Genomic DNA, 19,767 nt, shown 5'->3' with positions numbered 1-19,767 from the left:
CGATGCAGGGTCGCAGACGAGCAGGATCCGCGAAGGGAACACCACGATGGCCAAGAGCGACACGTCCGGAGGGCTGACCGCCGAGGAGCGCGATGCGGTCAAGCAGCGCGCCAAGGAGCTGCGCGAGCAGGAGAAGGCCGGCAAGAACCGTGAGGCGGGCGACAAGGCCGTGCGCGATGCGATCGCGGAGATGGAGCCCGACGACAAGGTGCTCGCCGAGGGCCTCTACAAGGTCGTGACCGAGGTCGCGCCCGACCTCGTGCCGAAGACGTACTACGGCATGCCCGGGTTCGCGAACGCCGAGGGCAAGATCGTCGTCTTCATCCAGGCCGCGGCCAAGTTCAAGACCCGCTACGCGACCATCGGCTTCGAGGACCGCGCGCGACTCGACGACGGCGACCTGTGGCCCATCGGCTACGCGATCCGCAGCTGGACGCCGGCAGTGGAGCAGCAGATCACGCAGCTCGTCCGCAAGGCGGTCGGCTGAGGCGCGCCGAGCCTCGACAGCTCGGGAATGGAGTCCCAGATGGCCGAAGCGACGGGCGGAGCCGACTGGATCTCCGCCGCCGAGTTCCACCGAGCACCGGGCGTCTCCGACTGGCGAGTCACGGGAACCGGGCCGCAGGCGGTCTTCAGGGCGAGCTCCCTGGGCCACGCGGCCGGCCTCGTGGCCCCGGTCGTCGCCGCCGCCGAGCGATTCGGCGTGCAGCCAGACGTGGACCTCCGCCCAGAGGGCGTCGTGGTTCGCATTCCGTACCGCGGCCCGGAGGGAATCTCCGCGGTCGCACCGGATTTCGCTGCTGCCGTGTCCCGCGCAGCCGCCGAACTGATGCTGACGCCTGATCCCTCGATGGCGCAGTCGATCGGCATCTACGTCGCCCAGCAGTCCGAGGCCGACGTCCGACCGTTCTTCATCGCCGCGCTGGGCTACGAGGAGTTCGGAGACACGGATGCCGTCGACCCGATGCGCTGCGGACCGCAGCTGGCCTTCAACCCGATCAGCGGCGACGCTCGGGGCAGAGGCCGCACGCATCTCGACGTCTTCGTGCCGGCCGACCGGGCCCAGGTGCGGGTGGATGCCGCACTGGCCGCCGGCGGACGACTCGTCGACGATTCCCACGCCCCCTCGTGGTGGACGCTCGCGTCGCCCGACAACCACGGCGTGGACATCGCGTCCTGGACCGACACCGACGACTGACGCCTGCTTCGAGCCAGGACGTGCCGTCGGCGGGGACGGGTGAATCAGGCGCGATCGTGGAGGGTCACGTGGTAGCCGTCGGGGTCGGCGAAGGTGAAGGTGCGGCCGAATGGGCCGTCGACGGGTCCCGCGACGATCGTGTGCCCGTCGGCGACGAGCGCATCGTGGATGGCCTGGACGCCGGTCGCGTGGAGCCAGATCGCGACGCCGATACCGGGCTGGGCAACCGACGCGAGATCGGTGCCGGGAACGAGCTCCCGGAGAGCGAACGCGATCGGGGTCGTCTTGAAGACGACCGCGTGGGGAGGGCCCACGGGTGAACGGACGAGGCCCAGGTACTGCTCGTAGAACGCCTGCGATGCGGCGAGGTCGCGAGCCTGGAGGGAGATGAAGTCTGGGCCGGTGACGGGCATGGTGTCGCTCCTTGCGATCGGTGTCAGTTATCTGACATTCGTAGACTATGTCAGAATACTGACATGAGTCGAAACGGCGTCGACCTGGAGACCTCGCTGGGCTATCTGCTGAAAGAGGCATCGAGCGCCCTCCGCGCTGCCATGGAGGCGGTCCTGCGCCCGCTCGGCATGACCGTGACGCACTACTCCTGCCTCGAACTGCTCGCGCAGCGCCCGGGCCTGTCCAACTCGGAACTCGCGCGAGGCGCGTTCGTGACGCGGCAATCGATGAACGTGCTCCTCCAGGCCCTGGAACGGGACGGATATGTCACCCGACCGGTGGAGGCTCGGGTGGGCAAGGTCCTTCCTACGCAGCTCACGGCACGCGGGCGACGGAGCCTCGAGCAGGCATCCGCTGCGGTTCGGTCCGTCGAGGTCAGGATGCTCAGCGGCATGACGCAGGACGAGCAGTCCGCTGCATCCGCGATGCTGCGGAGCATGATCCACGCGCTACGCAGCGACGACGAGGGCGGCGCGGCGCCTCGAGTGGGCGGGTGACAGCCTGATCGACAGAGCGCGAGCCCAGCGGCATCCGGAATCATCCGAATCCCGCTGAGCTCGCTGGCGGAGGCGACCGCCGTGGTGGCCGGCGCCTCGGGCTCGGGTCAGTTGCCGGGCCACACCGTTTCGTCGAGGTTGGCCAGCGTTCCCGGGCTCAGGTTCTCGGTGTCCTTCGCGGTCAGGTGACCCGGGCCGAAGCCCGCCATCGGACCCGAGACGGGGAGGTTGAGCTTCGAGCCGCTGAGGTCGACCGTGTAGGTCGTCGCTGCGGTGTCGACCGCCAGGACGCCGTTGCGGCTGCCACTGATCACCACGCCGAGCTGGTGGCCTGCCGGCACGACGACGTCGTTGGCGGCCAGTTCGACGGTGACCTTGTGGTTGCCGGCCCCGTCCAGGCGAGCCCAGCCCCGGGCCAGCACTTGCAGCTCAGTGCTCGAGAGGCGCTTGGCGACGTCGAAGTAGCAGGCGTCGTCGGTTGCCGTCGCCGGTCCCCAGCAGGATTCCGTGCCCAGGGTCTGCGCGCCGTCGCCGGAAGTGCTGACGCGGTCCATCACGCCGTAGTCGACGAGCATGACCGACACCTGCCCGACCGGGGCGCCGTGCGTGACGTCGAGGTCGAGCGTCGGCGTGCCCGAGATCCGGACGTCGTGCTTGGTCGTGCCGGTGAGGAACTGCAGACGGTTGGCGTTGTCGCCGATCTTGACCGCGTTCGCCTCGCTCAGCGACGTGGAGTTGACGTAGCTGGCCGTGGAACGGTCCTGCCTGCCCAGCATCAGCGTGCCGTCGGCGTGCAGGTTCAGCGTCTGGGTCCGGGCCGAGGAGATCGGCCAGGTCGGCGACTGCTCCCACTGGTTCGGTGCGGTCTCGACGCTGACGGCGGGCTCACGGTCGATGCCGTTGTCGATGTCCATGAGCTCGTGGTCGAACCATCGGTGGAGCGTGTCGACCCAGAGGGCGCGCTCGGAGTCGAAGGGGTCCACGTGCCCGAGGCGGGTGAGCCACATCTTGCGGAGGACCCCCTGCTGGCCGAGGCCGTCCCACCACTTCGAGGCGTTCATCGTCTTGACGTTCGTGTCCTGCAGTCCGTGCACGATGAAGACGCTGGCCTTGACCTTGGACACGTCGTAGGAGGTGCCCGCCCGGTAGTCGCGCTCGGCCCAGAAGTCGGTGTAGGCACCGGTCTCATCGCCGTCGTTGGCGTTCATCCAGTTCAGCCGCGCCGAGCAGTCGGTCTCGATGGTCCGATTGGATGCGACGGACCGGGACAGGCTGCTCGGGTAGTTGTTGGACTTCACTGCGCCCTGCCAGCGGTTGTAGTCGTACCAGGAGCTGATGGCGCTGATCGGCACGATCGTCTTCAAGCCGTCGACGCCGGTGGCGGCGACGCCGTTGGCGAGGGTCCCGTCGTAGGACTTGCCGATCATGCCGGTCTTGCCGTTGCTCCAGTCCGCCTCGACCACCGTGCCGCTCGCGTCGTACGCGACGCCCTGGCCGTCCAGCCACTCCACGACGGCCTTGACCGACTCGATGTCGGAGCGGCCTCCTTCGTCGGTGCAACCGGTCGAACGGGCGGTGCCGGCCATGTCGACGGCGACGTAGGCGTAGCCGCGCGGCACGAAGTAGTTGTCGTAGTACAGCGGGAACTTGACGAGGTTGCCGGCCGCGTCGTACTCCTTGCGCTCAGCCTCGTTCCCTCGCCCGGAGCTCAGGTAGTAGGGGCTCGCGTCCATGATGATCGGGACGCGGGCGTTGCCGTCCAGTTCCCGGGGCCGGATGATGTCGGTGGCGATCCGCTCGTCGACACCATCGCCGTCGAGGTCGGGGGCGTCGACCCATACCGTCTCACGGATGGCGTCGGCGTAGTCGTAGATCGGGGCAGTGGTGTTGTCGACGAGCGTGACCGGCGGGTTGTCGGTCGGGGCCGCGCTGGCCGCACCCGCCGTGCCGAGTGCCAGGGGTACGGCGATGGCCACCGAGCCTGCGATGGCGAGAACTCTGGATTTCACTGAGGTCCTTCCGTCCGAGGAGAGCGCTTTCCGCGAGGGGGACAACGCTGTCCCGCTGCGGCTACTTAGGAACCTACGGTGCGCGCGAAGATTGATCAACAATCTCGCCCGGATCGGTTCAGAACCGGGATGTGCCGCCACGCCGGTCAGTCGTGAGGTGGGCGGCGAAGTCGCTTGACGTCGGTGCGCCGCTTCTTGGCGTCCAAGCGCCGTTCCTTCGCGCCGCGACTCGGACGCGTCGGGCGTCGCGACGGTGGCGGTGGTCGCAGCGCCTCGGCCACGACGGCGGCGAGGCGAGCGCGCGCGGCGTCCCGGTTGCGCAATTGCGCGCGATGCTCGGAGGCCGTGACCGTCAGCACGCCGTCGACGAGCCGGCCGCTCAGGCGCTCGAGGAGCCGCTCCCGCTGGTACGGAGCGAGGGTCGCCGAGCCCGCGACATCCCACACGAGCTCTGCTCGGGAGTCGGCCGTGTTCACACCCTGCCCGCCGGGACCGGAGGACCTGGAGAACCGCCAGGACAGCTCGGACTCGGGGATCGTGAGTGTCGAGTCGACCCGGAGACCGGGACGGTGGGCGGCGGGCATCGGTCTCCGCTCGGTCAGCGACGCACCTGGAATCGCAGGTGGAGCACCCGCTCGCCCTGGATCACCGCGTCTGGATCCTCCAGCAGGTGCTGCGCGTCGACCGACCCGAAGTAGCGCTTGCCGGACCCGAACACGACGGGTACGACGTCCATGCGCACCTCGTCGACCAGGCCCGCGGCGAGTGCCTGGCCACCGAGCTCGCCGGCGGCGACCTCGACCATGCGTTCACCCGCTAGCTCCTTCGCCTTGGCCACGGCTGCTTCGACGCCGTCGACGAAGTGGAACGGCGCTTCGGGGTCCCAACCCTCGGGCGGAGGCCGGTGCGTCACGACGACCACGTGGTCGATCCCGCTCGGAGGCTTCCCGTCCCAGCCGTCCGTCAGGTCGAAGACGTGGCGGCCGGCGACGGTCACCCCGATCTGGTCCCAGTACGACCGGGTGTAGTCGTAGGACGCCTGCGACACCTTCAGCACGCCGCTCTCGTCCAACGGCACGTCACCGCTGACCAACCAGTCGAACAGGGGCCCGGGCTGGTCGTGCTCGTCGGCGATGAAGCCGTCGATCGACACCGAGCTGTACATGACCACCTTGCCCATCGGGCTCTCCTCTCCGTTGCGGTGCCCCCAAGGTAGCGCGTCCTGAGCCGCTGCTCCGGTGAGAATCGGTCCCGCCCTAGTGATCGCCCGAGACGAGCGCGTTCAGGTCGCCGACGGGGCCGAGATGGCGGAGCTTGTCGGGATTGAGCTGGTTGCCCACCACGGAGATCCGGCCATCGTCGACGTGCACCATGAGCAGGCTCAGCGTGGCGCCGTCGGGGCCGCTCACCCGCAGGGCGGGGTCGCCGTTCATCGACGTGCGCTCCATGCGCACCCGCATGCCAACGCCGCGACGCACGAGCCCGGCCAGGAACCGTGCCACGGTGACGTTGCCGTGCAGCGGATGCCGCACCGCGGGCGCCTTTCCGCCGCCATCGGCGTAGAACGCCACGTCGTCGGCGAGGACGCTCGCGAGCGCGTCGACGTCGCCCGCGTCGAGCGCAGCGAAGAACGTGTCGAGGAGTGCGGCGTCGCGAGCGGCATCCGTCTTCGACCGTGGCCGGCCGTCGGCGATGCGCGCCCGGGCGCGGTGCAGGATCTGCCGGCAGGCCGCCTCGTCGCGTTCGACGATCGCGGCGATGTCGGCGTAGTCCATCACGAACACCTCGCGCAGCAGGAAGACGGCGCGCTCGACCGGTCCGAGCCGCTCGAGCACGGCGAGGAAGGCGAACGAGAGCGTCTCGTCGCGTTCGACGCGATGCGCGGGATCCTGGTCGTCATCGGGCAGCGGTTCAGGAAGCCAGGTCCCCAGGTACACCTCGTGACGGCGGCGCGCGGAACGAAGCGCGTCGATCGCGAGCCGTGTCGCGACGGTCGACGCGAACGCCTCGGGGCGCTCGATCGGCTCGCCAGACCGTGACCGCTCGTGCAGGCGCAGGGACGCCTCCTGCACGACGTCCTCGGCGTCCGACACGCTGCCGAGCATGCGATACGCGATCGAGAACATGAGGGGCCGGAGCTCGCCGAGCCCCGCGGTCGAGGTCGCCATGCTCCGAGCATTGCACAGCCGATTCGTGCTGTTCCCACGCGAATCGGCGTGCGCCGGTCACAGACCGGGTGGCCGATCCGTCGGAGGGGGTGACAGGAAGGGAAGCACATGCGAGTCTTCATCGCCGGCGCCACCGGCGCCATCGGATCGAGGTTGGTGCCGCTCCTCGTGGCCGACGGGCACGACGTCGTCGGCACATCGCGGACACCCGAGCGCCTCGCGGGTATCGACGCGGCTGGGGCGACGGGGATGACCATGGACGCCCTCGACGCGGCATCCGTGCGCACCGCCGTGCTCGCGGCGCACCCCGACGTGATCGTGCACGAACTCACCGGGCTCAGCGCCCTGGCGGGCGACGTCAAGCACTTCGACGAGGAGTTCGCCGCGACCAACGCGCTGCGCACCGTCGGCACCGACCACCTGCTCGCCGCCGCACGCGAGGCCGGCGTCGACCGGTTCATCGCGCAGAGCTACGCGGGCTGGCCGAACGCACGCACCGGCGGTCCGGTCAAGACCGAGGAGGACCCGCTCGACCCGGCGCCGACCGCCGCGTCACGGCAGTCGATCGCGGCGATCCGGCACGTCGAGCGGGCGACGACGGATGCCGCGGGGCTCGTGCTCCGCTATGGCAACCTGTACGGCCCGGGCAACGCCATCGGCCGGGGCGGCGCGATGCTGGAGATGGTCCGTGCCCGCAAGTTGCCGCTCGTCGGCGGTGGCACGGGCGTCTGGTCGTTCCTGCACGTCGAGGATGCGGCATCCGCCACCGCGCTCGCCGTCACTCGCGGCGCCCCGGGCATCTACAACATCGTGGACGACGACCCGGCGCCGGTCTCCGAGTGGCTGCCGGAGCTCGCCCGGATCACCGGCGCCAGGCCGCCCCTGCACGTCCCCGCACTGGTGGCCCGCGCACTCATCGGCGAGCACGGCGTCTCGATGATGACCGAGGTCCGGGGTTCGTCGAACGCCAAGGCCAAGCGCGAGCTCGGATGGGAGCCGCGGTATCCGAGCTGGCGGGAGGGGTTCCGCACCGGGCTCGGCTGAGCCGGGCTCGGCTGAGCCGGGCTCGGCTGAGAAGGGGACTCATTCCCATCAGGGGCGGCACGCGGCATCCGCGCCTACCCTTGAGGTGATGGCACACTCCCACGACCACGCGCACGCCCACGGGGCGACCGCGAACCGCACCAGGCTGCTGGTGGCGATCGCGATCATCGGCGCGTTCCTCGTCGTGCAGGTGGTGGGCGGCGTGCTCAGCGGCTCGCTCTCGCTGCTCGCCGACGCCGGCCACATGGCGAGCGACCTCATCGGCCTCGTGGTCGCGCTCGTGGCGGCGATGGTCGCCGCGCGCCCAGCGACCGACCGGCAGACGTACGGATACCGCCGGGCGGAGGTGCTCGGTGCCCTCGTGAACGGCGTCATCCTCATCGTCGTGGCCGTGACCGTGCTGGTCTCGGCGATCGGGCGGCTCGTGTCGGGCGCCGAGGGGGAGGCGCACGAGGTGCGCGGCGGGGTGATGCTCGTCGTCGCCGTGCTCGGGCTGCTCGCGAACCTCGCCGCCATGCTCGTGCTGCGGGCTGGGGCGAAGGACTCGATCAACGTGCGCGGCGCCTACCTCGAGGTGCTCGGCGACCTCATCGGGTCAGGGCTCGTCATCGTCGCGGCCGTCGTCATCCTCACGACCGGGTTCGACGCTGCCGACCCGATCGCGTCGATGGCGATCGCCGTGCTCATCGTGCCGCGCGCGCTCATGCTGCTCCGCGACGTCATGCACGTGCTCTTCGAGTCGGCCCCCGCCGACACCGACGTCGCCGAGATCCGCGAGCACCTGCTCGGCACGCCGGGCGTGGTGGCCGTACACGACGTGCACGTCTGGCAGATCACCTCGGGGTCGCCGGTGTTCAGCGCCCATGTGGAGGTCGACGCCGACGTGTTCGAGTCGGGTCGCGCGGGTGCGCTGCTCGACGAGCTCGGCGGATGCCTCTCCGAGCACTTCGACGTGGCCCACTCGACGTTCCAGCTCGAGCCCGCCGGTCGCGCCGAGCAGGAGCCGACGCGGCATCCGTGAGCCTGGGGCCTTCCTCACACCGTGAGCAGCCGCGCGAAGTAGCTCCGGATGTCGCCGACGAGGTCGTCGGGCGCCTCCATCGCCGGGAAATGGCCGCCGTGCCGATGCTCGCTCCAGAACGCGAGATGCCCCTCGGGGTCGAGGATGCGGCGCATGAGCGGTTCGTCGCCGAACGCGGCGATGCCCTGCGGGCGGTCGTGGCTGCGCCCCCACGCGACCTGTGCGTGCGCCGTCTCGTAGAGCACGTTCGCGGCCCCGTCGCCGCCCCGGCCGAACCAGGCGACGCTGATCAGCGTGAGCAGGTCGTCGAGGTCGACGGCGTCCTCGGGCAGGTCGCGGGCGGGGTCGGTCCACTCCTGGAACTTCTCCGCGATCCACGTCGCCTGGGCGATGGGGGAGTCGGTGAGCCCGTACGCGACGCTGAGCGGCCGGGTCGTCTGCAGGGCCAGGTAGCCGAAGTCCTCGGAGCGCGCGTCCTTCAGGCGCTCGTGGTGCTCGCGCTCCGCGGCGGTGAGGTGATCGGTGGGCGGCGTGTACTGGGTCGCGATCGCGCCGGGATCGGTCGCTGCGATCAGCCCGAGCACGTGCTCGCCGGCGTCGAGGCAGAGCTGCTCGGCGATGCCGGCGCCGACGTCCTCGCCGAACACGACGTAGCGGTCGTAGCCGAGCGCTTCCATGAGGTCGTCGAATGCGCGCGCGGTGCGGGCGATGTCCCAGCCGTGGCTGGTGAGGGGCGTCGAGAACCCGAAACCCGGGATCGACGGCGCGACGACGTGGAACGCCGGCGCGGGACCGACGCCCCCCGTCACGTCCGGTCGCTCGGCGAGTACCGGCGCGATGCGGGCGAACTCGACGAACGACGACGGGTAGCCGTGCACGAGGAGGAGTGGCACGGCCGCGTCATCCGTCGACCGCACGTGCAGGCCGTGGATGGGCTGACCGTCGACCTCGACGAGGAACTGGGGCAGGCGGTTCAGGCGGGCCTCGGCGGCCCGCCAGTCGTAGCCGGTCCGCCAGGACTCGGCGAGCCGGCGGGCGTACGGCACGGGCGTTCCGCGTTCCCAGCCCTCGGTGAGGGCTGCGGGCCAGCGGGTGCGCTCCAGGCGCGAGTGCAGGTCGGCGAGCTCGGCGTCCGAGATCGCGATCGTGAACGGCGTGACTTCCATGGCGAGTCCCTCCCTCGTGCTGTCGCGCGGGCGGCGCGACGGGACGAGTGAATCGGATGCCGCGGCCGCCGTCTTGAACCGGAACGACATCGATCCGCGGCCCGGCTCACACCGGCTCGTCGCGGTGCTGCGATTGCGCCGGCGTGTATCCGGTCAGTCGCTTGACGTCGCGGGTGAGGTGCGACTGGTCGGCGTAGCCGAGTTCGTACGCGACATCCGCGATCGCCTCGCCGGTGCGCAGCCGTGCGGCCGCCTGGCGAGCCCGGTCGATCTGGCGCACCTGTCGCCGGCTGCAACCGGTGATGCGGGAGAAGTGCCGTTCGACGGTACGCGGGGACACCGACGCCGGGGCGCGCTCGTGCAGGGCGGCCTCGATGACGGCGTCATGTGCCAGCAGGCCCTGCCGGTCGAAGGCGTCGAGGAGGTCGTCGACCGCGTGGTAGTCGGGGATGGGCCAGGTGCGTCCCGCGAGTTCGAAGTGGTCGAGGTCGGGCACGCTGAGCGGCACGGTGCGATCGCACATCGAGTGCGGCTCCACGTGGGTGAAGTACGTGCCGCGCGTGAAGCGCACGCCCACGTTCCGGTTGCCGGCGCGGTAGGGCACGACGGTCGGCCGTGACGATGGGCCGCTGATGAGGACCCGCGAGCCGGTCGCATGGCGCGTGAAGATGAGGTCCCAGCACGCGTCGGCGCCCGCGAGGTAGGTGCCGTCGCTCGTGTCGACGGTGTGCCAGACCACGTCGACGAAGGGCGAGGATGAGGCTTTCTCCTCGTAGAGGAAGCTCATGCCGCCGAGTGTAGCCCCGACGCGCCGACCTCGTGGAGGGGCTAGCGCTCCTCGGGACCGCGCTCGAAGACCTCGGGGTCGAGCACGAGGCGCTGCGCCTCCTCGTGGTCGGTGACCATGTCATCGCGGGCCGCGGCGGACTTCTTCGCCTTGCGCATCGACTGGAAGTAGTGCCAGAGCGTCGGGATGAGGGTGATCACCACGGCGCCGAGGAGGATGACGTCGATGTACTCCTGCACGAACGCGGCCACCGGGGGGATGTAGCCGATGAGGTAGCCGAAGTAGGTGAGCCCGACGCCCCAGATGAACGCGCCGATCAGGTTGTAGAGCGTGTACTTGCGGTAGTTCATGTGGCCGACGCCGGCGGCGACAGGCGCGAACGTGCGCACGATCGGCACGAAGCGCGCGAGGATGATCGCCAGGGCGCCGAAGCGCTCGAAGAACGCGTTGGTGCGCTCGACGTTCTTCACGCTGAAGAGCCCCGACTCCTTGCGTTCGAAGACGCTCGGCCCGAACTTGTGGCCGATCAGGTACCCGACCTCGCCGCCGAGGAACGCCGCGAAGCCGATCGCGAGGCACACCCACCAGATGTCGACGCCGAACACCAGCGAGGTGTTCGTGAGCAGGCCCGAGATGACGAGCAGCGTGTCGCCCGGGAGCAGGAAGCCCACGAGCAGGCCCGTCTCTGCGAACACGATGGCGCACACCACGACGAGGGCCCAGGGGCCGGCCGCGGAGATGATCGTCTCGGGGTCGAGCCAGGGAATCAGGGAGGTGTGGACCATGGAAGGGGGCTCCAGTCGTCGGACACGGCGGATGCCGGTCAGCAGGCGGCGTGGTGTCGTTGCAGTCTACCGAGCGGATGCCGCGCGCGACTGGGTTCGCGCCGGGAATCATCCCCGGGGATGACGAGGTGCGCTGCGGCGAAGCGCTCTCCGATGAGCTCGTGCGTGGCGGTGTCGGGGTGGAGCGAGTCGGGAAGCGGATGCGCCCGGGCATCGGTCTCGCCGTACAGGGCGAGCCCGTCGAGGTAGCTCAGGTTGGAATCGTCGGAGCGCGCCTCCACGACGCCCGCCAGTGCCGTGCGGATCACCTGGAGGGTCAACCGGCCCTGGGCGGTGTCGCCCGGCCGGCCGGTCGCGACGAACCTCATGCCGCCCGTGCCCAGCGACGTGGGATCGATCGCACCCGGCCCGGGCGTGTCCTCGTGGATTCCGCAGAAGATCGGCGAGACCAGCAGGATCGGGGTGGTCGGATGACCGTCGCGGATCGTGTCGAGGAATCCATGCACGGCCGGCAGGAAGCTCCGCAACCGCATGGCGTCGTGGTTCACCACGTTGATGCCGAGCTTGATGCTGATGAGGTCTGCGGAGGTGTCGCGGATGACGCGAGCCATGAACGGGTCGACCAGCGCGCTTCCGCCGAAGCCGAGGTTGTGCAGGCTGACGCCCGCACGTCGGGCCGCCACCGCCGGCCAGGTGCGGGTCGGCGACGTCGAGTTCGAGCCCTGGCTGATCGAGCTGCCGTGGTGGACCCAGACCGGCCTTCGCCGATCGTCGGGCCCGACGGGCAGGTCGGAGTGCAGGGAGACGAGCTCGATCGCCTCGTTGTGGGGAAGCCACACCTCGACCGACTTCTCGCCGGCGGGGAGGCCGTCGATGACGATGCGGTCGGTGTCGCCCGGCACGAACCTCGACTCGCCGGTCTGCATGTCGAGCTCGACCCGGTCGCCGTGAGCGAGCACGTGTGACCCGTGGTCGGCGCCGTCGACGACGACGTCGACCGCGCCCCGCATCCGGTCCACGCCGCGATAGGCCACACGTGTGGCGTGCATCGCGACCGTGATCGAGCGGGCCGCCGTCACCATCTCGAGCCGCACGCCCGACGGCTGCGCCTCCATGAGCGACAGCTGCTGGTCGGCGTCACGCTCGCGGACGGCCCGGGGGAGCCGGTGCGGCCTGATTCCGCGGGGCGTCGCTTCGAGTTCGATTGCTCCGTGGATCAACTCCGCGGTGATCGGTGTGGCGATCATGGTGTGCCTTCGTTCGGGTCGTTGGGGTTGTCCGGGTCGTTCGGATCTGCCGGGGTGGTCGGCCTGGCGGCCCAGTCCTGCAGGACCGAGTCGAGCGCATCGATGAGTCGAGGCCACGTGGAATCGGCGGGCGGCGCACTGTGAGCGAAGTTGCCGACCCGCTCGAGCGTGACGAATCCGTTGATGGCGCTGCCGACGATCCGTGTCGCATGGACGTGCTCACCCGGCGCGATCCCGTAGCCCAACAGCACGGTGCTCGTCGCCTGGACGAGCCGCCGGGCGGCCGGTGCTGCGGCGACGTCATCGCCCTGCGGCGTCTGCAGGGCCTCCCAGCATCCCGGTCGTTCGCGGGCGAAGGAACGGTGGGCGTCCGCGAAGCCGGTGAGGGCGGCCTTCGCCGCTCGCCCCATGATGGCCTCGACGATGCGATCGGCCAGTTCCTGGAGGGCAAGGATCGCGATGCCGTCACGCAGGGCCTGGAGGTTGCGCACGTGGCTGTACAGGCTCGGCGCCTGCACGTTCAGCGAGCGGGCGACGTCGGCGATCCTGAGCGCGGCGAAGCCGTTGGCATCGGCCAGGGAGGCGCCACGTTCGATGACCGCTGAGGTCGACAGTGCCGAGGTTCGCATTCGTTCAGCCTAACAGCATTAGGTGAACGCCTATGCAGCGTAGGTAATTCGCGCCTCGCTAGTCCTCGGCCTTCCAGAGGATCTCGCGGATCGGCCCCTCTCGGGCCTTCGACTCGACGAAGTCGAACGATGCCTGGATGAGCCGTTCGAGCACTCCGAGGTCGACATCGCCGAGCCGCCGCAGGTACACGCAGTAGCCGGTGGTGGAGTGTGTGCCGAGCTCAGCCAGCAGTTCGGCATGGCGCGCGGTGCCATCCATGAGGTAGATGGTGAGCTTGCCCTTCCTCGGATAGAAGCCGATCGTGTGACCGTCTCCCTCGCGTCCGGTGTCATATCGGTAGTGGTACGTGCCGAACCCGATGGTGCCGACATTCCACAACGTCGGCGGGTGCCCGCTGATCCGCTGCATCATCTCGATCAGCGTCTCGCTGTCGCGGGCGGTCTGCTCGTCGAGCGAAGCAAGGTAGCGGTCGACCGTGCGGTCGTCGTCGTCGCTCATTCGGCCTCGGATCGTCGCCGTCCCGCGAGGGAGTGGATCCATGGACGCTACTCCATCGCGGGCGGGGCCGCAGGTCGGGTAGATTGCCGCCACTGCCTCCCACTCGCTCGGAAGGGTCGTCGATGACGGACACCACCTGCCACATGTCGATCTCACTCGACGGCTTCGTCGCCGGTCCCGACCAGAGCCGCGACAACCCGCTCGGCAGGCGTGGGATCGAGCTGCACGGCTGGCACATCGGCGACCCCCGCGCGAACGAGGCCGACGAGATCGCGGCGGGCTGGCTCATGCGTTCACGCGGTGCGTACGTGATGGGCCGCAACATGTTCGGGCCGATCCGCGGCGAGTGGGACGAGGAGGACTGGCGTGGATGGTGGGGTGCCGAGCCGCCGTACCACGCACCGGTGTTCGTGCTCACCCACCACGCGCACGAGCCGATCGAGATGGAGGGCGGAACGACCTTCCACTTCGTCACCGACGGCTTCGACGCCGCATACGCACGCGCCCTCGAGGCGGCCGGCGACGGCGGCGTCGACATCGCGGGGGGCGCATCCACGGTTCGGCAGGCGCTCGTGGCCGGGGTCGTCGACGAGCTCACCCTCGACATCGCCCCGGTGCTGCTCGGCTCGGGCGAGCGGATCTTCGACGGCGTCGACTCGTTCGGGTTCGAGCCCGTCGAGGTGCTGCAGTCGCCGCTGGCCACGCACATCCGGTATCGCCGCGCGAGCTGACCCGCGCGGCACTGCGGGCCAGGGCGTGTCGGCGGTCGGCGATAACGTCGGCCGCATGCAGCACGGCTTCATCTACACCGGGTCCGATCCGGCGTTCGCCGTCGAGCTCGCGGCGCTCGCCGAGGAGTCCGGGTGGGATGCGTTCTTCGTCTGGGAGGGCATCTGGGCCACCGATCCGTGGTCGACGCTCGCGGCGGCCGCCATGGTCACCGAGCGCATCCGGCTCGGTACGATGCTCACCCCGGTGCCGAGGCGCCGGCCGTGGGAGCTCGCGGGGCAGACCATGACCGTCGACCGCCTCTCGAACGGTCGGGTGATCCTCTCAGCCGGCCTCGGCGTCCCCGCCGACGTCGAGCAGCGGTTCTGGATCTTCGAGGACGATCCCGGCCGTCGCGTGCGCGCCGAACTGCTCGACGAGGGCCTCGAGCTCATGCAGCAGCTCTGGCAGGCGGAGCCGTTCGAGTACGAGGGCGAGCACTACCGAGCGACGCGCACCGACGCCATGCTGCCGCCGGCGATCGTGCAGGAGCCGCGCATTCCGACGTGGGTCGTCGGCGTGTGGCCCCGCACGAGGTCGATGCGTCGCGTCGCCCGCTACGACGGCTGGATCCCGAACTACGCGCCGCCCGGCGCCGACGGCATCGACCCGGTCGAGCAGCAGCGCACCTACACGCCCGAGATCGCCGCCGACGCGATCGCGTGGATCCGCGCCGAGCGTGACCGCCTCGGGCTCGGCGACCGGCCGTTCGACATCGTGCAGGAGGGCACCACCGGCGGCGTCGACCGGGTCGCGGATGCCGCGGTCGTGCGTCCGTGGGCCGACGCCGGCGTCACGTGGTGGCTCGAGGCCGACTGGCGGGTTCCCGCCGAGCGCGTCGCCCGGTACTCGCGCGAGCGGGTGATCGCCGGACCGCCGCGGCCGTAGGCTCCGCGGCATCCGTCACCGGCGCCGGCGGAGCGCCGACTCAGGAACGCTGCGGATACGGGTACTCCGGCGAGCGCCCCTGGAACTGGAGGATCGCCTCGTTGCGGACCCGGCCGTGCTCGATCTCGGTCGCACGCCTGATCGTGTCGGAGGCGGCCCACGCCTCCGGACCCTCCATGACGGTGCGGAGGAACGGCATGAGCGCCTCGCTGATCTCCCACGTGGCGGAGTTCCAGAGGTACGACGGACTGTGGTCGACCGCGTAGTAGTTCGTCGACTCGCCGACCGTGAACATCGGATCGGCGAACGAGGTGGGCCTGGCCCACTCGAACCCCATGCCCGCGTCGATCGACACGTCGACGATGAGGCTCCCGGGGCGGAAGGCGGCGAGGTCCTCCGTGCGGAGGTAGGTGAGCGGCGCGTTCGGATCCTGCAGGGTGCAGTTCACGACGATGTCGTGGGCGGCGAGGAACGGTGCCAGGTCGACCGGGCCGTCCTCCGTGTTGACCGTGCTCGCATACGGCGCGTCGGGGTCGTGCTCGAACTGGATGATGTCGATCGACGGGATCGGCGATCCGACGGCGGCGGTATCGCGGTTCGTCAGCACGCGCACGTCGTGGATGCCGTGCGCGTTCAGCGCCGTGACCGCGCCGCGAGCCGTCGCGCCGAAGCCGATCACCACCGCGTTCAGCCGACGACCGTAGTCGCCCGTCGAACCGCACAGCTGCAGCGCGTGCAGCACCGAGCAGTACCCGGCGAGCTCGTTGTTCTTGTGGAACACGTGGAGTCCGAACCCGCCGTCGGCCTTCCAGTGGTTCATGGCCTCCCACGCGATGAGGGTGAGGCGCTTGTCGATCGCGAACTGCGTCATCTCGCGGTCCTGCACGCAGTGCGGCCACCCCCAGAGCACCTGGCCGTCGCGGAAGTCGGCGAGGTCGGAGGCGAGCGGCTTCGGCAGGGTGATGACGTCGGCCTCGGCGAGGATCGCCTCGCGCGAGGCGATGGCGCCGACGAACGGGGCGAGCTGCGCATCGGAGATGCCGAAGCGGTCGCCGTACCCGGTCTCGAGCATGAGGTTCGCGCGGAGGTCGTCGTCGATCCGCTCGAAGTGCGAGGGATGGATCGGCAGGCGCTGCTCGTCGACCTTGCGAGAGGTGGCCATCACCCCGAGCCGGAGCAGTGCGGGGGCGTTCATGATCATGATGACCTCCTGCCCTGAGGGTACGTCACCTGGATGGCACCGATTCGCCCCGAAGTGGTCATGACACACGACGACGTCCCGTGCCACGATGGGCCCTGGGGGAAGGGGTGTCCATGGGGGAGTACCCGAACATCGCGGACCACGGGCTCATCGGCGACCTGCAGACCGCCGCGCTCGTGTCGACCGACGGCACGATCGACTGGTTCTGCAGTCCGAGGTTCGACTCGCCGAGCATCTTCGGGTCCCTGCTCGACGCCGAGCAGGGCGGGTTCTGCCGGGTCCGGCCGATCGCCGACGACTACGTGACCCGGCAGCTCTACCTGCCCAACACCGCGATCCTGATCACGCGGTTCATGACGGAGGCGGGCGTCGGCGAGGTGGTGGACTTCATGCCGATCGCCGGCCACGAGGCGACCGATCGGCACCGGATCGTGCGCCTGCTCCGGGTGGTGCGCGGCACCATGACGTTCGAGGGCGTCGTCGAGCCGCGCTTCGACTACGGGCGTGCCGAGCACACGATCGAGCCCGTCGAGGGCCACGGCGTGCGGTTCACCGCCGGCGACCAGTCGCTGACGGTGCACCGCGTCGGCGGGATGATCGTGCATGGCACGGAGCGCGCCGGTCACGTCGAACTCGTCGACGGCGGCATCCGCATCACCGGCACGCTGAACGCCGGGGAGATCACCGGCGTCGTCATGGAGACCGGCGGTGCCGACCCGGCCCAGGTCTCGGAGGACGAGTTGCGCGCGCTGTTCGCCGAGACACGCGCCTTCTGGCGCGAGTGGAACAACCGGTCGACGTACCGGGGCCGGTGGCGCGAGATGGTCGCCCGGTCGGCGATGACCCTGAAGCTCATGACCTACGCGCCCACGGGCGCACTCGTCGCCGCACCCACGGCGGGCCTGCCCGAGCAGGTCGGCGGCGAACGCAACTGGGACTACCGCTACACGTGGATCCGGGACGCGTCGTTCTCGGTCTACGCACTGCTCGGACTCGGCTACACCGAGGAGGCCGAGGCGTTCGTGGCCTGGCTCATGGACCGGGTGAAGGAGAGCGTCGGCACCGGCTCGGGGCCGCTGAAGATCATGTATCGCGTCGACGGGTCATCCGACCTCGTCGAGGAGTCGCTCGAGCACCTCGCCGGATACCGCGGCTCGCTCCCCGTGCGCATCGGCAACGGCGCGGCCGACCAGATGCAGCTCGACATCTACGGCGAGGCGATGGACTCCATCCACCTCGCCGACACCCACGGACTCCAGCTGCCGCACGTCGGGTGGACGCAGATCAGCAGCATGCTGGACTGGGTCTGCGACAACTGGGACCAGCCCGAGGAGGGCGTCTGGGAGACGCGCGGCGGCCAGCAGAAGTTCACGTTCGGCCGCTTCATGTGCTGGATCGCGCTCGACCGCGGCATCCGGCTCGCGCAGGAGCACGGCCGGCCCGCCCCCATCATCCGCTGGCGCGAGCAGCGCGACGCGATCTACGAGCAGGTGATGACGACGGGGTGGCACGAGGAGCGCCAGGCCTTCGTGCAGCACCAGGACACCGACGTGCTCGATGCGTCGCTCCTGGTCATGCCGCTCATGGGCTTCATCGCGCCGCGCGACCCGATGTGGCTGTCGACGCTCGCGGCCATGGACACCGAGCTCGTCTCGGACAGCCTCGTCTACCGCTACAACCCGAGCGCCTCGCCCGACGGCCTGCGCGGCTCGGAGGGCACCTTCACGCTGTGCTCGTTCTGGTACGTCGACGCGCTCGCCCGGTCGGGATTCCTCGACGAGGCGCAGCTCACCTTCGAGAAGATGCTCACCTACGCCAACCACCTCGGGCTCTACGCCGAGGAGATCGGGCTCACGGGGGAGCAGCTCGGCAACTTCCCGCAGGCGTTCAGCCACCTGTCGCTCATCAACGCGGCGGTCAACCTCGACTACCAACTCGACCACGGGTCGGGCTTCGTCGACCCGGTGCTGAGCTCCGGACGCCGGACCCGCTAGGAGACGACCATGGCGACCACCGGATCCGCAGCGACCGAGCCCGAGGGCGACGTGCTCGTCATCTTCGGCATCACCGGCGACCTGGCGCGGGTGATGACGTTCCACTCCCTCTACCGGCTCGAGCAGCGGGGGCTGCTGGCATGCCCGATCGTCGGCGTCGCGTTCGAGGACTGGACGCTCGACCAGCTCGTCGAGCGTGCCCGCACCTCGATCGTCGCCACCGGCGAGACCCTCGACGAGGCGGTGTTCCAGCGGTTCGCCGCGCGTCTCGGCTATGTGCACGGCGACTTCGCGGATGCCGCGACCTACGCCCGCGTGGCGGACGCCGTCGGCGACGCGACCACTCCGGTCTCCTACCTCGAGGTGCCGCCGAACCTCTTCGCCACCGTCGTGAAGGGCCTCGCCGGAGCGGGCCTCACCGAGCACGGCCGCGTCGTCGTCGAGAAGCCCTTCGGGCACGACCTGGCATCCGCACGCGCGCTCGCCGACGAGCTGCACCGGTACGTCGACGAGTCGCGGCTGTTCCGCATCGATCACTACCTCGGGAAGATGGGTCTCGAGGAGATCCTCTACCTGCGGTTCGGGAACACGATGCTCGAGCCCGTGTGGAACCGCAACTACGTCGACAGCGTGCACATCATGATGGCCGAGGACTTCGGCGTCGCCGATCGAGGCCATTTCTACGACCCGGTCGGCGCGCTCCGCGACGTCGTGGTGAACCACCTCCTGCAGGTCGTCGCCGCCGTCGCGATGGAGGCGCCCGCCCGCGGCGACACCGAGACCATCAAGGACATGCAGACATCGCTGTTCAAGTCGGTGTCGAGCGCCGACCCCGGCCGGGCGGTGCGCGGCCAGTTCGACGGCTACCTGGACATCCCGGGTGTCTCGGCGGGCTCGACGACCGAGACCTTCATCGCCCTCGAGCTCGGCATCGAGAACTGGCGGTGGGCGGGTGTGCCGTTCTTCATCCGCACGGGCAAGCTGCTCCCGGTGACCGCCACCGAGGTGCGGCTCGTGTTCAAGCCGTCGCCCAACCTCGGGTTCGGGCTGCGCGACGGCGCAAGCACCACCGACCAGCTCGTGATGCGGCTCGATCCGTCGACCGGGCTGCGGCTCGTGCTCAACGCGCAGCGGGCGGATGCCCCGAAGCCGAGCTCGATCCACCTCGACATGGAGTTCGCGACCGAGGGCGGCGAGGGGCCGACGCCCTACGAAGTGCTGCTGCTCGCCGCCATCCGGGGCGTGCGCCCGCGGTTCAACCGCCAGGACACCGTCGAGGAGGCGTGGCGCATCATGCAGCCGCTGCTCGACGCGCCGTCGCCGGTGCATCCGTACGCGCCCGGATCGTGGGGGCCGGCGGAGGCCGACGCGCTCGTCGCCGACCACGGCGGCTGGCGCGACCCCTGGGTCTGA

21 protein-coding genes are annotated in these 19,767 nt (G+C 70.0%); 9 read left to right on the top strand and 12 right to left on the bottom strand.

From position 1 onward, the window contains the following. Window positions 1-46 precede the first annotated feature (46 nt). Window positions 47-487 carry an iron chaperone gene (locus AC1DZA_RS07800; protein ID WP_476772309.1) on the top strand — a complete coding sequence of 147 codons (441 nt, stop codon included), beginning with the start codon at window positions 47-49 and terminating at the stop codon, window positions 485-487. A gap of 39 nt (window positions 488-526) precedes the next feature. Then, a complete protein-coding gene (locus AC1DZA_RS07795; RefSeq protein ID WP_476761736.1) occupies window positions 527-1,198 on the top strand; it encodes a VOC family protein in 672 nt (223 codons plus the stop codon). Between the two features lie 44 nt (window positions 1,199-1,242). On the opposite strand, the gene AC1DZA_RS07790 is transcribed toward AC1DZA_RS07795, so the two are convergent. Beyond that, on the bottom strand, window positions 1,243-1,611 hold the full coding sequence (locus AC1DZA_RS07790) for a VOC family protein (RefSeq protein WP_476761735.1): 369 nt from the start codon (window positions 1,609-1,611) through the stop codon (window positions 1,243-1,245). Between the two features lie 63 nt (window positions 1,612-1,674). On the opposite strand from AC1DZA_RS07790, the gene AC1DZA_RS07785 reads away from it, so the two are divergent. Further along, a complete protein-coding gene (locus tag AC1DZA_RS07785) occupies window positions 1,675-2,148 on the top strand; it encodes a MarR family winged helix-turn-helix transcriptional regulator (RefSeq protein ID WP_476761734.1) in 474 nt (157 codons plus the stop codon). Window positions 2,149-2,255: 107 nt separating this feature from the next. Here the strand turns inward: AC1DZA_RS07785 and AC1DZA_RS07780 are convergent, their stop codons facing one another. From AC1DZA_RS07780 to sigJ, 4 genes are all read right to left on the bottom strand, one after another. Continuing rightward, window positions 2,256-4,157 carry a CocE/NonD family hydrolase gene (locus tag AC1DZA_RS07780; protein WP_476772308.1) on the bottom strand — a complete coding sequence of 634 codons (1,902 nt, stop codon included), beginning with the start codon at window positions 4,155-4,157 and terminating at the stop codon, window positions 2,256-2,258. A 146-nt stretch (window positions 4,158-4,303) separates the two neighbouring features. Then, window positions 4,304-4,741 (bottom strand): alternative ribosome rescue aminoacyl-tRNA hydrolase ArfB, encoded by a 438-nt coding sequence (gene arfB, locus AC1DZA_RS07775; RefSeq protein WP_476772307.1) that lies wholly within the window; start codon window positions 4,739-4,741, stop codon window positions 4,304-4,306. A 14-nt stretch (window positions 4,742-4,755) separates the two neighbouring features. Next, the gene (locus AC1DZA_RS07770) at window positions 4,756-5,337 is read right to left on the bottom strand and encodes a dihydrofolate reductase family protein (RefSeq protein ID WP_476772306.1); all 582 of its coding nucleotides are present in this window, start codon (window positions 5,335-5,337) and stop codon (window positions 4,756-4,758) included. Window positions 5,338-5,413: 76 nt separating this feature from the next. Further along, window positions 5,414-6,325: an RNA polymerase sigma factor SigJ gene (gene sigJ, locus AC1DZA_RS07765; protein WP_476772305.1), complete on the bottom strand. Its 912-nt coding sequence runs from the start codon at window positions 6,323-6,325 to the stop codon at window positions 5,414-5,416. Window positions 6,326-6,433: 108 nt separating this feature from the next. Here sigJ and AC1DZA_RS07760 point away from each other — a divergent pair, with 108 nt between their 5' ends. Both AC1DZA_RS07760 and AC1DZA_RS07755 read left to right on the top strand, forming a co-directional pair. Beyond that, a complete protein-coding gene (locus AC1DZA_RS07760) occupies window positions 6,434-7,369 on the top strand; it encodes an NAD-dependent epimerase/dehydratase family protein (RefSeq protein WP_476772304.1) in 936 nt (311 codons plus the stop codon). Between the two features lie 88 nt (window positions 7,370-7,457). Next, window positions 7,458-8,390, top strand: a complete 933-nt coding sequence (locus tag AC1DZA_RS07755) for a cation diffusion facilitator family transporter (protein WP_476772303.1) — start codon at window positions 7,458-7,460, stop codon at window positions 8,388-8,390. A gap of 14 nt (window positions 8,391-8,404) precedes the next feature. On the opposite strand, the gene AC1DZA_RS07750 is transcribed toward AC1DZA_RS07755, so the two are convergent. The 6 genes from AC1DZA_RS07750 to AC1DZA_RS07725 all read right to left on the bottom strand — a co-directional run bounded on the left by AC1DZA_RS07750 (window position 8,405) and on the right by AC1DZA_RS07725 (window position 13,503). Then, complete coding sequence (locus tag AC1DZA_RS07750) at window positions 8,405-9,556, bottom strand: epoxide hydrolase family protein (protein WP_476772302.1); 1,152 nt, start codon at window positions 9,554-9,556, stop codon at window positions 8,405-8,407. Window positions 9,557-9,662: 106 nt separating this feature from the next. After that, the gene (locus tag AC1DZA_RS07745) at window positions 9,663-10,343 is read right to left on the bottom strand and encodes an AraC family transcriptional regulator (protein WP_476772301.1); all 681 of its coding nucleotides are present in this window, start codon (window positions 10,341-10,343) and stop codon (window positions 9,663-9,665) included. A gap of 41 nt (window positions 10,344-10,384) precedes the next feature. Beyond that, window positions 10,385-11,128, bottom strand: coding sequence for a DedA family protein (locus AC1DZA_RS07740; protein ID WP_476772300.1), 744 nt, complete (start codon window positions 11,126-11,128; stop codon window positions 10,385-10,387). A gap of 38 nt (window positions 11,129-11,166) precedes the next feature. After that, window positions 11,167-12,375, bottom strand: a complete 1,209-nt coding sequence (locus AC1DZA_RS07735) for a GDSL-type esterase/lipase family protein (protein ID WP_476772299.1) — start codon at window positions 12,373-12,375, stop codon at window positions 11,167-11,169. Then, entirely contained in the window at window positions 12,372-13,004 is a 633-nt protein-coding gene (locus tag AC1DZA_RS07730; RefSeq protein ID WP_476772298.1) for a TetR/AcrR family transcriptional regulator, read from the bottom strand. The genes AC1DZA_RS07735 and AC1DZA_RS07730 overlap by 4 nt, the downstream gene beginning before the upstream one ends. Window positions 13,005-13,062: 58 nt before the next feature. Then, window positions 13,063-13,503, bottom strand: a complete 441-nt coding sequence (locus tag AC1DZA_RS07725) for a DUF1801 domain-containing protein (RefSeq protein WP_476772297.1) — start codon at window positions 13,501-13,503, stop codon at window positions 13,063-13,065. A 122-nt stretch (window positions 13,504-13,625) separates the two neighbouring features. Between AC1DZA_RS07725 and AC1DZA_RS07720 the strand changes: the two genes are divergently transcribed. Then, on the top strand, window positions 13,626-14,234 hold the full coding sequence (locus AC1DZA_RS07720) for a dihydrofolate reductase family protein (RefSeq protein WP_476772296.1): 609 nt from the start codon (window positions 13,626-13,628) through the stop codon (window positions 14,232-14,234). Between the two features lie 55 nt (window positions 14,235-14,289). Then, on the top strand, window positions 14,290-15,159 hold the full coding sequence (locus AC1DZA_RS07715) for an LLM class flavin-dependent oxidoreductase (protein WP_476772295.1): 870 nt from the start codon (window positions 14,290-14,292) through the stop codon (window positions 15,157-15,159). A 40-nt stretch (window positions 15,160-15,199) separates the two neighbouring features. On the opposite strand, the gene AC1DZA_RS07710 is transcribed toward AC1DZA_RS07715, so the two are convergent. Next, on the bottom strand, window positions 15,200-16,354 hold the full coding sequence (locus AC1DZA_RS07710; RefSeq protein WP_476772356.1) for a N(5)-(carboxyethyl)ornithine synthase: 1,155 nt from the start codon (window positions 16,352-16,354) through the stop codon (window positions 15,200-15,202). Between the two features lie 119 nt (window positions 16,355-16,473). On the opposite strand from AC1DZA_RS07710, the gene AC1DZA_RS07705 reads away from it, so the two are divergent. Both AC1DZA_RS07705 and zwf read left to right on the top strand, forming a co-directional pair. Next, a complete protein-coding gene (locus AC1DZA_RS07705; protein WP_476772294.1) occupies window positions 16,474-18,354 on the top strand; it encodes a glycoside hydrolase family 15 protein in 1,881 nt (626 codons plus the stop codon). Between the two features lie 9 nt (window positions 18,355-18,363). Continuing rightward, complete coding sequence (gene zwf / locus AC1DZA_RS07700; RefSeq protein ID WP_476772293.1) at window positions 18,364-19,767, top strand: glucose-6-phosphate dehydrogenase; 1,404 nt, start codon at window positions 18,364-18,366, stop codon at window positions 19,765-19,767.

Source organism: Agromyces sp. P2_B3, assembly GCF_056404815.1.
Note: the sequence above shows the minus strand (reverse complement) of the source record. Positions and strands in the feature narration are given on the sequence as shown.

Bases quoted from the DNA above. Each gene is read 5' to 3' on its own strand.
- AC1DZA_RS07800 (WP_476772309.1), top strand. From the start codon at position 47: ATGGCCAAGAGCGACACGTCCGGAGGGCTGACCGCCGAGGAGCGCGAT.
- AC1DZA_RS07795 (WP_476761736.1), top strand. From the start codon at position 527: ATGGCCGAAGCGACGGGCGGAGCCGACTGGATCTCCGCCGCCGAGTTC.
- AC1DZA_RS07790 (WP_476761735.1), bottom strand. From the start codon at position 1,611: ATGCCCGTCACCGGCCCAGACTTCATCTCCCTCCAGGCTCGCGACCTC.
- AC1DZA_RS07785 (WP_476761734.1), top strand. From the start codon at position 1,675: ATGAGTCGAAACGGCGTCGACCTGGAGACCTCGCTGGGCTATCTGCTG.
- arfB (WP_476772307.1), bottom strand. From the start codon at position 4,741: ATGCCCGCCGCCCACCGTCCCGGTCTCCGGGTCGACTCGACACTCACG.
- AC1DZA_RS07770 (WP_476772306.1), bottom strand. From the start codon at position 5,337: ATGGGCAAGGTGGTCATGTACAGCTCGGTGTCGATCGACGGCTTCATC.
- sigJ (WP_476772305.1), bottom strand. From the start codon at position 6,325: ATGGCGACCTCGACCGCGGGGCTCGGCGAGCTCCGGCCCCTCATGTTC.
- AC1DZA_RS07760 (WP_476772304.1), top strand. From the start codon at position 6,434: ATGCGAGTCTTCATCGCCGGCGCCACCGGCGCCATCGGATCGAGGTTG.
- AC1DZA_RS07755 (WP_476772303.1), top strand. From the start codon at position 7,458: ATGGCACACTCCCACGACCACGCGCACGCCCACGGGGCGACCGCGAAC.
- AC1DZA_RS07750 (WP_476772302.1), bottom strand. From the start codon at position 9,556: ATGGAAGTCACGCCGTTCACGATCGCGATCTCGGACGCCGAGCTCGCC.
- AC1DZA_RS07745 (WP_476772301.1), bottom strand. From the start codon at position 10,343: ATGAGCTTCCTCTACGAGGAGAAAGCCTCATCCTCGCCCTTCGTCGAC.
- AC1DZA_RS07740 (WP_476772300.1), bottom strand. From the start codon at position 11,128: ATGGTCCACACCTCCCTGATTCCCTGGCTCGACCCCGAGACGATCATC.
- AC1DZA_RS07735 (WP_476772299.1), bottom strand. From the start codon at position 12,375: ATGATCGCCACACCGATCACCGCGGAGTTGATCCACGGAGCAATCGAA.
- AC1DZA_RS07730 (WP_476772298.1), bottom strand. From the start codon at position 13,004: ATGCGAACCTCGGCACTGTCGACCTCAGCGGTCATCGAACGTGGCGCC.
- AC1DZA_RS07725 (WP_476772297.1), bottom strand. From the start codon at position 13,503: ATGAGCGACGACGACGACCGCACGGTCGACCGCTACCTTGCTTCGCTC.
- AC1DZA_RS07720 (WP_476772296.1), top strand. From the start codon at position 13,626: ATGACGGACACCACCTGCCACATGTCGATCTCACTCGACGGCTTCGTC.
- AC1DZA_RS07715 (WP_476772295.1), top strand. From the start codon at position 14,290: ATGCAGCACGGCTTCATCTACACCGGGTCCGATCCGGCGTTCGCCGTC.
- AC1DZA_RS07710 (WP_476772356.1), bottom strand. From the start codon at position 16,354: ATGAACGCCCCCGCACTGCTCCGGCTCGGGGTGATGGCCACCTCTCGC.
- AC1DZA_RS07705 (WP_476772294.1), top strand. From the start codon at position 16,474: ATGGGGGAGTACCCGAACATCGCGGACCACGGGCTCATCGGCGACCTG.
- zwf (WP_476772293.1), top strand. From the start codon at position 18,364: ATGGCGACCACCGGATCCGCAGCGACCGAGCCCGAGGGCGACGTGCTC.